We start from the raw sequence: 13150 nt of genomic DNA on the forward strand, positions 1-13150 counted from the left end.
TAAAGCTACTTAAACAAGTGCTGCAACGCGCGGCTGACAGGAAGTTTGTGCCCGGCAATATAGGCATTCATTTTGCCCGTGAGGTCTTTTTTCACTTTTTCGAGTTTGTGTAGATTAATCATGGTTGAGCGATGGATCTGCCAGAAACTATCTGGGTCGAGCTGGGTAGCCAGTTCTTTGATGGTACTTCGTAGCACGTATTCTCGATTGTCGGCGGTGACAAGGGTAACGTATTTGTCTTCTGCCCTGAGGAAGGCAATATCATCAACAGAGATAAGGTGGATCTCGTCTTGCTTGCTACCCTTTAGCCATTTCGCAAACTGCGGGGTTGTGTTGATCGAAAGCTTTTCTAGATTGGCGACAATCGCGTTTAAGTCAGGACCTCCATCACTCACTTTGAGGCGTGATTTAGCTTTGTTGCACGCATCTATGAGGCGGTCCTCTTGCAGAGGCTTTAATAGGTAGTCGATTGCGTTGGCTTCGAACGCACTCACTGCATAGTGATCAAATGCGGTAATGAAAATGACCAAAGGCGCTGGCGTCGAAGAATCTTGATGAGATTTAGCGATTATCTGCGCTACCTCTATTCCTGACTTCCCTGGCATTTGAATATCAAGAAATGCGATATCTATCGACGCGTTCTCAAGCTCGGCAAGGGCTTGTTCGCCATTTTCACATCGAGCCACTACCTCAAGTTCTGGCCACACATCTGCCAACATCTTGTCTAGGTGAAATCGTAATAGGGGTTCATCATCTGCGATAAGTGCTTTCATGTCGCCTCCGCTATGGTGTTGGTTGCTCTAATGGTAATTTGATTCTTGCGGTAACGCCGCCGGTTTGGTTTTCACTGATATTCAGTGATGCTCTGTCTTGATATAAAGCACTGAGTCGCGATTTGGCGTTCTGAATCCCAATCCCATGACCTGTGCTGGCGGTGTTGTCCAACGAGAGACCTAATCCGTTATCAATCACCTCTAGGATACATTGCTGCGCATCAGAGCGTGCTCGTATCGTCACTGTACCACCGTCAATGCTGGGCTCAATACCATGTTTAATGGCGTTTTCGACTAATGATTGCAATAGGTAGGGCGGGATAAGTTGTTGCTTCACCGCATCCGCGATAATGAACTCAAAATCCAGTCGAGAACCCAAACGGATTTTCTGTATCGATAAATAGGCGTCAATTAAGTCGACTTCAGATTTTACCGAAACTTGATTGACTCGATGGCGGGCCATCGATGCTCGGAGTAGCTGCGTCAGCTTGTCCAGCATATGTTTCGCTTGTGCTGGATCCTGATCCACCAAGGCACTGACATTGGCGAGTGTATTGAACAAAAAATGTGGCTCTATCTGGCTTTGTAGTTGTTTCAGTTCCGACTCAATCAGCGTTTTTTCTTGTTCGACTTTTTCTCGTTTTGACTGTTCGAGAGCTTGTTGAAGATTATTTTTTTGCTCTTGCATGTAGAAGAAGTAGAAACAGACAGCCGTAAAAATGACGCCAAGCAGTAAGATGGGTTTAATGCCCTGCCAAACATCGAATCCAGGGTATTTGCTTACCCACAGGTAGGCATGAGCGGTGCCGAGCGTGACTGCTAAAAGGAGCGAGATTGCCAGAGAGATGGTTCGTTTATCTTTCAGTTGCGGAACGAAACGCTCGATAAGCCAAGACATGAGCACTGCACTGTAGCCATAGCCAAGGCTTATCATTAAGTTCTCGAAGTAGGGGGCTACCCAGATCGATGCGGTGATAACAGCGATACCTGCACAAAACAGAGTCGTAATGAATAGTGAGCGAGCCCAGCTGTTCTCTGATATTGGAATCATCATTTAGAAGCGTCCTTTTAGATTAATCAATATGTTATAGGTATCAGGTAGGTTTGCATACACCGAGTTTGACGCGCCAGTCACGAATCGCGCTGCAAACTCTAGATTGAGGTTACTGTTACCAGTATCGATCAGCTCGAAATCGATCCATTGTGTGGCAATAACGCCGCCATCCTCTGGCGCAATGAGAAGGTCGAGGCGGGGTTTCATGTTTTGTAGTACGCGACTGTCTTTACTCCACTCCCACTGAGTCCAGAAAAGAGGATCCAAGCGACTATGCAGCATGATGTTGTGTTGGACCATATTTTGCTGAGTGTAGCCAAGAGCATAAGACGCAGAAATTGGACTTGGATTCTGTTTCGCGTATTCATGCGCCTTCTGCCATTGGTCCTTATGCCAAGCGCGTGAGTCATACCAGTATTCCCCAATAACGCTGATACCCGAAGCGTGAGACCAAGTGCCTCCCACCAAAAACTGTGTTGCATGACTTTGTTTACGGAGCTGCGCAGGGCGTCCAGGCTCAAAACCGTAGCCCTGATAGGAGCGCGAATAGGATAGAGAACTGTGGCCTGACCAAGCATTGTTGAACACATTAACTAGGCTGCCACCTACAAGCCCTTCCCGAACATTGTCATAGTAAGCGATAACCTGTGCCTCTAGGTCACCCATCAAACGGTAGTACTTACCACCAATCCCTTGCTGCTGATTGGCTTTACCATACTCTGTCGTGTCGAGTTGCGTCCAACTAGAGTCAGTGGCAATCAAGGTCCACTCCGATTCCACGCCGTAGTGTGAAAGCGCAGCGGTGCCGGCTCCTTCCTCCACTTGAATGCCAACGGGGTTTCGTCGATACGGGGTGAAAATGTCCCATACGCGGTAGCCATAGCCGACTCCCCAATCAAGTCTTGCTTTGCCGAGCAAGAGATCCCAGTCTGTGCCTCCTAGTGTCACACTGGTTTCGTAAGTAAGGGACGTTATGACAGCTTCAACCTCACGTTGGGGGGCTTGTCCGTTGTCATAGAGAGAAGTGCCAAGCAGTGCGACATTGCCGCTGATGGACTTATAGTGCGCGCTGATATCAAGTAGCGCGTTGATTTGCTCACGAACTGAATCACCATTGTTTGGGACAAACACGCTGTCACCTGAACCTATGGACTGCAGATTAACTTGATAGTCGGTCTCTACAGCTAAATCATCCCATATCGAGTTTGAGCTTGCTTGGCATTGCAAAGATAACACCAGCGCGCCACTTACAAGTGTCGTCTTTAACCAGCCACAACACAAAAACGACGGTTTGATTGTGAAAAGTGGAACGCTGGAAGTTCTCATTGTTCTACTCGCTTATTCTTTGATAGATAAGCTGGGTTGTAGTATTTATCCGCCAACTCATAAGGCGCGACATCCTGATAGTTGATGACGGTTTTTTTGTTCTCTTGGATTTGATCGAGAAGTGTCATGGTGACGACTCGTCGGCTACCTTGTCGTTCACCAGATTCGAATACGGCTTTTTTGGCAAGCTTGCCTGAGGTAAGGTAAAGGTCCGCACGAACTGGAAACCCGCTCTCTTTCTCGACCCATAGGTCTATCGACTGGTAACTTGCGCCTGCCGTTTTTGCGGTGAGTGATAGGTGCAGCGTCGGGACGTCTGCGATGTCGCCAGGTTTGCTATCCGAGACAATGGCCCCAGTATAGTCCTGACTCCAAGTCAGCGTAGATACGTCGCCTACCGAGGCATCACCAAGCAGTTTCTGCATGGGAGTGATGCGAATTGGACGTCGGCTTTTAGGCATCACAAGCCAGTAGTTGTCGCCTAACATCAGCATCTTTTGACCTTGCTCGACCTGAGATTTAAATAACACCAGTGACTCGCGGTTAGGGCGTAAATAAACTTCATATTGGCGCGTTTTATCGAGTTGTCCGTCCTGAAAGAGAGAGACCACCGTCACGACTTTTGCGGCTTCTTCTTCAAGTCGGTACTTATCTGCCATTACCAGAATCTCGGCTGCAGAAGTTGATGCGTCAATAAGCGCTTTCTGATCGGTAGCGGCATTGCCGCTGAATGAAAACAGTAACAGCGAAGCGGCTACAATGCGTTGTTTTTTAATCCAATTAAACATAAGCCAGTGCCTCCGTAATAGGTCGTTTAGTGCCTTTTCTGGCTGAAATAAAGGCAGCGAATACACAAATAATGATGACGGCGACACCCGCGCTGACCGCGACATCTTGAGAAAAGACCAGCTCTAATGGGTAGCCTTCGCTGCGCCCTGGTGGTGGTGGCATTTGAATAGCGGCAACCTTTAGCAGTTGCGTGGTGACCCAGGCGAGTAGGGCGCCAAAAACGCTGCCTACCAAGCCAATAACGATAGACTCGCGAACGAACATGGCGATGATTTCACGTGGATAACTGCCCATAGCAGACAAGGCACCGATTTCGCGAGTTCGCTCTGATACTGTCATTGACATGGTGTTGAACAGGGCTACAAAGACCACAAGGCTGAGTACGATGCCAAGCACGCCGAAGATGCTGTTATATAAGCCGCGAACCTTGTGATAGAAGAACGCGCGTTCATACCATGGCGTGAGTTGTAATCCTGAAAATGCAGTAGTGTCGTTCAGCGTATTTGATACCGCTTGCATTGCTGGTGCGGTTAAACGGGTGTTGTCTAAATAAATGGAAACTGCGCTTACTTTCGTCGACGCCAGTAACGATTGAGCGCTCGATAGTTGAATATGAATCTGTCTTTTATCGAGTTCTGGAACGCCTGTGGAGTATAGTCCTACGACTTCAAAGTCCATGGCATTGAGGACGCCGTCACTCGTAGTCGCAAGTAGCGTTACCCAATCGCCAATGTCCACTGATAGATTGTTAGCCAGTTCGTTTGCCAGCATGATGCCGTCTTGGCTTTCGGTTGATAACGTACCGCCAGACTGCAAGCCAATGAAATCCTTTCGTAGAGCAAATTCGCTCGGTTCGACGCCATTGCCAACGAAGATCGAAGACTTGCGACCGTTTGAGATCAAGCCAGAAAAATAAACTCTTGGCTGTATGCCCTTGCTATCGATGGAGCCTTCTAGCAAGCGTTTGAGCTTCAAGTAATCATCGATGCCGTTTTGCAGTGGCATATCTTCTTCTTTCTCAAAGTAACCCGGTTGGCTGATAGTGATATGTCCGACGTCATTCGCGGTTGAACGCTCTAGCGCTTGATAGGTAAATAGCCCAAACCCTGCTGCAGCCGTAATCGCAAAAATAGCAATCGCCACAATAATGAGTGAAAGTAGGGTCCTACGTTTGTTTCTGACCAGATACAAGCTGGCGGCTTTGAAACCTTGTAGTTGAGACTGAATCATGGTGCTTCCTTACTGACGAGTGATATTGGTTTTAGTTGATGGCATGGGAAGACAAAGTCCCATCGACAAGGTGGATCGTTCTGTCACAGCGACTCGACATTCGAACATCGTGGGTGGCTACGACAAAAGTGGTGCCTTGCTCGTGGCTCAGTTGCTTCATCAAATCGACGATTTGTGCTGCTGACTCACTGTCTAAGCTTGCTGTCGGTTCATCGGCGATGACGAGTTGTGGGTTGTGGATCAGGGCTCGTGCAATAGCGACTCGTTGTTGTTGACCGCCAGAAAGGTGGTCGGGACGATGATGTTTAACATGACTGAGCCCAACACGCTCAAGCCAATATTCAGCTTGCTCCATACGTTTTGAGTAAGGCACTTTGTTGAGCATTAGCGGATAAGTAACGTTCTCTAATGCTGACATAACGGGGATCAGATTGAATCGTTGAAACACAAAGCCAATGTTCTCTCGGCGAAATCGTGTCAGCGCCTTTGGACATTTACTAATGGTGTTTCCAGCAAAGTGAATATCGCCGTCGTAATGTGTATCTAGTAATCCAAGGATGTTAAGTAGGGTGCTCTTCCCGGAGCCTGAAGGTCCACAAAGTGCAACAATCTCACCCGTTTGAATGTCACCAGAAAGCGCTTTGAGTGCTTGTACTGAAGATTGTCCTAATGGGTAACTTTTACTGAGATGGTTAAACGTAATCATGTCGACTCCTTGAGATAGGTTTGTCTTCAATTTACGTGTTGTTTATAAGCCGTGTGACTCAATGCGATAAACGGTGATTAACAGAGATAAATGGTCAGTCGCTGTGATAAATGGGTTTCAGTCACTGATCGAATCCCTGGCAGTTGCGTGGAATAGGAAGAGACAAACAACTGGTATCGAATCTTATGAACTCAGAGATAAACAAGTTTAATCCCAATAAGTTACTGAACAGCAAATGGACCGCAGTGAGCCCAAAACAGAAAGAAAAGCACTTCATTGTGGTGGATGTGGATCGTGATGAGGAGGGCGTGGTCATCGGTTGTCAGCTAGAGGCGATTATGTCAAAGCGAGCTTTAGATATGGATTGGCGAGAGCTCAAAGATAAAGAAATGTGGTTACAAGGCTGGAAGTAAACGAATATCGGCTACCCCTTCTTTTGATACTTGTTGAGGAAAGTGTACCTAGGTCGCACAACTAAATAATATTGGTTGAGTTTCATAATCAAAGGAATAAATATAAATAACGCGCTAGATCAGTCACGAGTAATATGACGGAACGCATGACTATTAAAGGTTATAAGATCAGGAATAGAACTGAGTGAGTACTCTAGCTCTACATATTCTTAATGATGCCTTTGTTACTTAAATGGAGATAAAATGATATCTAGGAATGATTTTGAAATAGGTAGCACGACATTTAGATACAAGCGTGATGAGTTCCCATTATCAAAAATTAAGAACGCTAGAGTAAAATTAAACACGCTTAAAGATCACGCGTTAAAGCTTTTCTTAATAGGTGCGATTTTTTCGAGCATTGTTTGGGTTATTTGCCCAGAAGGCTTTGGTATGATTATGGCGCCCATCGCTTTTGTTATTGGTGTCGCTTTCAGTATGTTTACGATTAACAAATATGAGCTTCAAGTCGAATTTGAACACATCGATGAAACAGGGCTTCAATGGGTTTCTGTCGTTGGATCAAGCAAAGTCGAGTCAAAAAAACTATTTGAAAATCAGGCGCTCGCCGTAAAGCAGGCTATCTCCTAAGGAAGAATAGTGAAATCATTTGTAACCAGCGTTCTCTGTACCTTGATATCTATTCTAGTTATCGCGACTTTGGCTAAGTGGTTAATACCCTATCTAGCAATGATTACATTGGTGGATTATGTTGCCTATTGCGGTGTTGTTGCAATAGTGATTGCTTATATCACTTACGACGGTGCTAATTTTATTAGTTACGATATAACGCATACAAGTACGCATCGAGATCTAGTAAATTATGAAGCCGATACAAAGGACAGGCAGCATCAAATAAGCTTTTCGTTTTCAGTTGGGATTTCAGGAGTTCTATTGCTGCTAGCGAGTGGTTTAATGGTTTGGTTAACTTAGCAGCCAAATCAGTACTATGTTTCAGATGTAAAGAAGTCGCTGCTGTTTAATTGCAGCGCGACTCCTATATGGCTTCTTAATTAATCTATGTCGACACCTGCTTCATCTTCAGCGACGATATCGCTTTCCGAACTGGCTTCAGCTAGCCACCTCAAGATCGCCGCACTCGATAGCACCTTCTCTTGATAGCGTTGAGCAGGCTCACTGAGCTTAATTCCGTAGGTTCTAAATCTAAGTGCCACGGGGGCGTACATGGCGTCTGCGATAGACCATTCTCCAAATAGCCATTGTTCGGGGAAAAGGTGCATTTGTTCTGACCACATCGCATCGACTCTTTGGATGTCCGCAAGCGCTGACTTGCTAAGCTCAACGTGACGGTGTGCACGGCAGTTCATTGGAAGTTCGTTACGAAGTGCCATAAACCCAGAATGCATCTCACTCGCTAATGCACGCGCCTTCGCTCTATCTGAAGGTGACTCAGGCCAGCAGCGGCCATCGAGATATTGCTCATTGACATATTCCAGAATAGCCAGAGAATCCCACGTAGTGACGTTTGAGTCTACGAGCGTGGGTACCTTCGCTGTTGGCGTGATTTCTGAGAGCGTTTGATAAAACTCCGGTGTAAAGAGCGTGAGTTTCTCTACTTCAACGTCGAGGTTATTTTGGGCAAAAATAAGCCATGTTCTGAGTGACCAGCTCGAGTAGTTTTGATTTCCAATATACAGTTTCATTTTGCCTCCTATGCTTGTTTGATTTTTATCATAATCAATGGTTTGATGGAGGACTAACGCAAAGTTTTGATGGGTATCATTCAAAGGATCGATAGGTAGCGACAGTATGGATATAGAGTCACTGCGAAGCTTTCTTGCCTTCTCTGAAACTGGAAGTTTCACAAGAGCCGCCAAACAAATTAACCGAACCCAATCTGCCTTCAGTGCGCAAATGAAGAAGTTAGAGTCTGAAGTAGGGGCGCCATTATTTGAGAAAGAAGGTCGCAATGTGGTGCTTACCGAAGCGGGTATTACCTTAAGAGCAGATGCCAAGCAAATCCTAGAGCTTCACGACAGCAGCCTAAACAAAATTAAACGTTACCAAAATAAGCGCTCGCTGAGACTCGGCTGTCCTGAAGACTACAATGAATCATTGCTTCCGAAGATCATCAGTGCGATCCGTGAGTATGAACCTTTGTGTTCCATCCAAGTCTTCAGCCAACCAAGTGTTGTGTTGAGAGAATGGCTCGATGAGGGAAAATTAGACGCAGCCATCGTTACTCGCTCCCCGAATAGTGAAGAGGGATACTGGCTTTATTCCGACCAAGGTGTATGGATTGCAGCAGAGAACTTTGACCTCTCTGTCGATGTACTTCCGTTGGTTTTGTTTCAAGCAGATTGTAAATATCATGCGGCCGCGATTGACTCCCTGACAAAGCAAGGTCGACGACACCAGTTGCTTGCGTGTTGCGATACAGCATCGGCGCAGAGGGGGATGGTAAAGGACGGGTTAGGCATTGGTGTGATGGGCAGAGTTTCGATGGGGGCGGGTGTATATGAACTTGCAGATATGCCGCCGCTTCCAAGTGTTGATATTGCACTACTTACGGGAGGAAAAGCTCACCCAATGATTACTGCTTCTCTCATCGAGCGCATCCAGAATAGCGTCTCAGTCTAGCCAAATTAAATGGAGAGGTACTGAAAGTTGGTCGGGAATTTTGCACACAAATTAGGTGTCAATTTGGTATTAATTCGCATTCCTAACAGTGAATAATTATCAATATAAACACCTGCCTTTCGAGGTGGTGATGAATTATTAATTTTTATAAATAAGTGTTCTAAAAATATTCCACTAAATGACAAGAAATTGTAAGAAATTACCTATTAAGTAGTAGAGTTGATTTTAGTCAACTGTGGCACGGGTTTTCATTTGTAACATGGACGTGATGATGCATAACTATAATCGAGCATGTCCATATGACTAATAAACTGAAGCAATTATTGACGCCGTCGTTGACGCGTCGAGGATTTATCAAATCCTCGTCGGCCATCGGCGGTCTCGTAGCGGCAACAAGTGCCATCTCTCTCCCCTTCAAATCTGCACACGCAGAAGCCAAATCAGCACCAGGCGCTGAAAAGGTCGTTTGGAGCGCATGTACCGTTAACTGCGGTAGCCGATGCCCTCTGCGTATGCACGTAGTGGATGGTGAGATTAAGTGGGTCGATGCCGACAACACAGGTAACGATGATTACGCAAATAAAGATGTGCAAGTGCGTGCTTGTTTGCGTGGTCGTTCTATGCGCCGCCGCGTTTACAATCCTGACCGCCTAAAGTATCCGATGAAGCGCATCGGCAAGCGTGGTGAAGGTAAATTCAAGCGCATCTCTTGGGATGAGGCTTACACTGAGATCGTTAACAGCCTTGACCACATCAAAAAAGAATACGGCAACGAAGCGATCTACCTGAACTACGGTACGGGCACACTGGGCGGTACGGTAACTAAGTCTTGGCCTCCGGGTAAGTCGTTGATTGCCCGTCTAATGAACCTAACAGGTGGTTACCTGAATCACTATGGTGACTACTCAACTGCGCAGATTGCTAAAGGTCTTAGTTACACCTACGGCGGCTGGGCAAACGGTAACTCGTTCTCGGATACGGAGAATAGCAAGCTTATCGTTCAGTTCGGTAACAACCCTGCAGAAACTCGCATGTCGGGCGGCGGTTTGATTCACCACTTGATTGAAAGCAAAGCCAAATCCAATGCGCGCATGATTATGATCGATCCGCGTTATAACGATACTGCGGCAGGTCATGAGGATCAGTGGATCCCAATCAAGCCTGGTACAGATGCTGCCTTTATCGCGGCAATGGCTCATGTCATGATCAAAGAAGACTTGGTAGACCAAGAATTCCTAGACAAATACTGTGTCGGCTATGACGAGAAGACCTTGCCTGCATCGGCACCAGCCAATAGCGACTATAAGTCATACATCCTTGGTCTAGGTGAAGATGGCATTGAGAAAACGCCGGAATGGGCAGCGCCTATCACGGGTATTCCTGTCGATATCATCATTAAGACAGCACGTGAAATTGGCTCAACAAAGCCATGTGCGATCTATCAAGGCTGGGGTTTGCAGCGCACTCAAAATGGTGAGATTGCCTCTCGCGCCATCGCTATGCTGGCATTGCTGACTGGTAACCTGGGTATCCATGGTGGTGGCTCTGGTGCACGTGAGTCGGACTACAACATTCCGTTTGTTCGTTTCCCTACGCTTGAAAACCCAATCAAGACCTCTATCTCAATGTTCCTTTGGACTGATGCGATTGTTCGTGGCCCAGAAATGACGGCTACTCGTGACGGTGTGCGCGGTAAAGATAAGTTAGATGTGCCAATCAAGTTCATTTGGAACTACGCAGGTAACTGTATTATCAACCAGCACTCAGACATCAATCGTACTCATGACATCCTTCAAGATGACAAGGCGTGTGAGATGATTGTGGTGATTGATAACCACATGACGTCTTCTGCTAAATATGCGGACATTATTCTTCCAGATCTAACTACGTCAGAGCAGGCGGACTTCTGTATGGATGGTAAAGCGGCGAACATGCCTTACTTCATCTTTGCAGATAAAGCGATTGAACCTCAGTTTGAAGCACGCAGCATCTACCAGATCTGTTCTGACCTTGCCGAACGCATGGGCGTGGGTCGTGAGTTCACTGAAGGCCGCGACCAGGAAGGTTGGCTGCGTCACCTTTACGCTGAAACCTTGAAGCTTGATGCTTCTCTGCCGGATTTTGAAACGGTTCGCAAGCAAGGCATTGTTAAGCGTAGCGACCCAAATGGTCATTACGTTGCTTACCAAGCATTCCGTGAAGATCCTGAGAACAATCCTCTGACGACACCGTCTGGCAAGGTTGAGATCTATTCTGAAGAGCTAGCAAGACTGGCAGCGGAATGGGAGCTACCTGAAGGTGATGTGATTCACCCGCTACCAATCTATGTCAGCACGTCTGAGGGCTGGGATTCGCCAATGCGCGATAAATATCCTTTGCAGCTCACCGGTTTCCACTTTAAAGCGCGCTGCCACTCAACCTACGGAAACGTTGATGTGCTTAAGCAAGCAGCTCAACAAGAGATGTGGATCAACCCAATGGACGCTGAGCGTCGCGGAATCAAAAATGGCGATCGCATCAAGATTTATAACGACCGTGGCGAAGTTCGAATTAACGCCAAAGTCACCCCACGAATGATGCCAGGTGTTGTGGCTCTGGGTGAGGGCGCTTGGTACGCACCAGATGGCAATAAGGTGGACCATAACGGTTCAATCAACGTGTTGACCTCCCAAAAGCCAAGTCCATTGGCGAAGGGTAACCCACAACACACCAACCTTGTCGAAGTTCAACTGGTTAAGAAGGCGTAAGGACTAACTCATGAAACAATACGGTTTTTATATCGACTCGAGTAAGTGCACTGGCTGTAAAACCTGCCAGTTGTCTTGCAAAGACTTTAAAGATTTGGGTGTCGACCGCAGCTTTCGCCGCGTGTACGAATACGCTGGCGGCAACTGGGTAGAGGAGAATGGTACCTATCGTCAGGACGTATTCGCTTACTACACCTCTATTGCCTGTAACCACTGCGATGAGCCTGCGTGTGCGAAAGTATGTCCGTCAGGTGCAATGCATAAGCGCGAAGACGGCTTCGTTATCGTGGATGAAAAGGTGTGTATCGGTTGTAAACACTGTGCTAACGCGTGCCCATACGGTGCACCACAGTACAGCAAAGAAAAGGGCCATATGACGAAATGTGACGGCTGCTTTGAGCGTGTAGCAGAAGGGTTTGAACCTATCTGTGTTGGCTCTTGCCCACTACGCGCACTGGAATTTGGTCCAATTGCTGAGCTTCGCGCTAAGTATGGTACCAACGCCGATGTGGCACCGCTTCCGTCATCGTCATTGACGAAACCTAATATTGTGATCAAGCCAAACCGTCATGCACGTCCAACTAATGACACGACTGGTCACCTAGCAAACCCTAAGGAGGTCTAAGATGGGATGGCATGAATGGCCTTTGATTTTCTTCACTGTATTTGCACAAACTGCGGTCGGTGCGTTTATCGTGATGGGTCTAATCACACTGTTTGGCAAAGCCGATGCGCACGTGAAAACGGGCATTACTCGTAACATGTTCTTTATCTGGGTGTTTATGGGACTAGGCTTTATGGCCTCGACCATGCACTTGGGTAGCCCAATGCGCGCCATTAACGCTTTGAATCAAGTGGGTACCTCGTGGTTATCACGCGAGATCCTCTTTGGCTCTATGTTCTTTGGCTTGGGTGGTATCTACTGGTTGCTGTCGGTTATCGACAAAGGCAGCGAAGCGATTCGCAAAGGCTTGCTAGTGGCGGCAATGGTAATTGGCGTAGTGTTTATGTACGCGATGACCAATGTGTATATCATTGACACTGTTCCAACTTGGGATACGCCGTTTACCGGTCAATCTTTTGCACTAACGGCAGTGGTGTGCGGTGTGATGCTGTCACTTATTTTGATGCGCGGTGCGAAACTTGAGTGTCCTAGGCTTGGTAAGATCACGGCGATTGTTGCATCTGTTGCAGGCCTAGCGCTGGTGATGACGACGATCTCCATGGTGGGTTCGCTACCAAGCATTCATTCAGCAATCGTATCAGCCGCTGAGCTTGTGCCAAACATGGCAGAAATTCAGAACCTACGCTTTGTACTGGTGTTTGCTGGTATTGCTGCATGGGTTTGGGCAATGCGCTCTGAATCACGCTCAATGCCAATCGCGGTGATCGGTTTTGCGATGGTTATGGTTGCAGAGCTAATTGGTCGCAGCGTGTTCTTCGGTCTTCACATGACCGCTGGCATGTAATGA

14 protein-coding genes are annotated in these 13150 nt (G+C 47.0%); 7 read left to right on the forward strand and 7 right to left on the reverse strand.

The genetic code is table 11. The features are described 5' to 3' along the window. Positions 1 to 5: 5 nt before the first annotated feature. Genes J4N45_RS06245 through J4N45_RS06270 form a run of 6 tightly spaced genes read right to left on the reverse strand, consistent with a single transcriptional unit; the run spans position 6 to position 5878 of the window. Positions 6 to 773, reverse strand: a complete 768-nt coding sequence (locus J4N45_RS06245; RefSeq protein WP_252014137.1) for a LytR/AlgR family response regulator transcription factor — start codon at positions 771 to 773, stop codon at positions 6 to 8. Between the two features lie 10 nt (positions 774 to 783). Next, on the reverse strand, positions 784 to 1827 hold the full coding sequence (locus J4N45_RS06250) for a sensor histidine kinase (protein ID WP_252014138.1): 1044 nt from the start codon (positions 1825 to 1827) through the stop codon (positions 784 to 786). Next, the gene (locus J4N45_RS06255) at positions 1828 to 3153 is read right to left on the reverse strand and encodes a hypothetical protein (RefSeq protein WP_252014139.1); all 1326 of its coding nucleotides are present in this window, start codon (positions 3151 to 3153) and stop codon (positions 1828 to 1830) included. It abuts the gene before it with no gap. Further along, entirely contained in the window at positions 3150 to 3941 is a 792-nt protein-coding gene (locus tag J4N45_RS06260) for an outer membrane lipoprotein-sorting protein (protein ID WP_252014141.1), read from the reverse strand. The genes J4N45_RS06255 and J4N45_RS06260 overlap by 4 nt, the downstream gene beginning before the upstream one ends. Next, positions 3934 to 5172, reverse strand: a complete 1239-nt coding sequence (locus tag J4N45_RS06265) for an ABC transporter permease (RefSeq protein WP_252014143.1) — start codon at positions 5170 to 5172, stop codon at positions 3934 to 3936. Before J4N45_RS06265 ends, J4N45_RS06260 begins: the two co-directional genes overlap by 8 nt. 31 nt (positions 5173 to 5203) lie before the next feature. Next, positions 5204 to 5878 (reverse strand): ABC transporter ATP-binding protein, encoded by a 675-nt coding sequence (locus J4N45_RS06270; RefSeq protein ID WP_252014144.1) that lies wholly within the window; start codon positions 5876 to 5878, stop codon positions 5204 to 5206. Between the two features lie 197 nt (positions 5879 to 6075). Here J4N45_RS06270 and J4N45_RS06275 point away from each other — a divergent pair, with 197 nt between their 5' ends. From J4N45_RS06275 to J4N45_RS06285, 3 genes are all read left to right on the forward strand, one after another. Next, positions 6076 to 6291 (forward strand): TIGR02450 family Trp-rich protein, encoded by a 216-nt coding sequence (locus J4N45_RS06275; protein ID WP_252014659.1) that lies wholly within the window; start codon positions 6076 to 6078, stop codon positions 6289 to 6291. A gap of 243 nt (positions 6292 to 6534) precedes the next feature. Next, a complete protein-coding gene (locus J4N45_RS06280; RefSeq protein WP_252014145.1) occupies positions 6535 to 6921 on the forward strand; it encodes a hypothetical protein in 387 nt (128 codons plus the stop codon). A 9-nt stretch (positions 6922 to 6930) separates the two neighbouring features. Next, positions 6931 to 7263, forward strand: coding sequence for a hypothetical protein (locus J4N45_RS06285; protein ID WP_252014146.1), 333 nt, complete (start codon positions 6931 to 6933; stop codon positions 7261 to 7263). Positions 7264 to 7343: 80 nt separating this feature from the next. On the opposite strand, the gene J4N45_RS06290 is transcribed toward J4N45_RS06285, so the two are convergent. Then, entirely contained in the window at positions 7344 to 7994 is a 651-nt protein-coding gene (locus tag J4N45_RS06290; RefSeq protein ID WP_252014148.1) for a glutathione S-transferase family protein, read from the reverse strand. A gap of 106 nt (positions 7995 to 8100) precedes the next feature. Between J4N45_RS06290 and J4N45_RS06295 the strand changes: the two genes are divergently transcribed. From J4N45_RS06295 to J4N45_RS06310, 4 genes are all read left to right on the forward strand, one after another. After that, entirely contained in the window at positions 8101 to 8931 is an 831-nt protein-coding gene (locus J4N45_RS06295; RefSeq protein ID WP_252014150.1) for a LysR family transcriptional regulator, read from the forward strand. A 299-nt stretch (positions 8932 to 9230) separates the two neighbouring features. Further along, positions 9231 to 11678 (forward strand): DmsA/YnfE/YnfF family dimethyl sulfoxide reductase, encoded by a 2448-nt coding sequence (locus J4N45_RS06300; protein WP_252014152.1) that lies wholly within the window; start codon positions 9231 to 9233, stop codon positions 11676 to 11678. 10 nt (positions 11679 to 11688) lie between these two features. Next, positions 11689 to 12303: a DMSO/selenate family reductase complex B subunit gene (locus tag J4N45_RS06305; protein WP_042477459.1), complete on the forward strand. Its 615-nt coding sequence runs from the start codon at positions 11689 to 11691 to the stop codon at positions 12301 to 12303. A gap of 1 nt (position 12304) precedes the next feature. Next, positions 12305 to 13147, forward strand: coding sequence for a DmsC/YnfH family molybdoenzyme membrane anchor subunit (locus tag J4N45_RS06310; protein ID WP_252014153.1), 843 nt, complete (start codon positions 12305 to 12307; stop codon positions 13145 to 13147). The last annotated feature ends 3 nt before the right edge of the window (positions 13148 to 13150 follow it).

The organism is Vibrio sp. SCSIO 43140, assembly GCF_023716585.1.
Taxonomy (GTDB): Bacteria; Pseudomonadota; Gammaproteobacteria; order Enterobacterales; family Vibrionaceae; genus Vibrio; species Vibrio maritimus_B.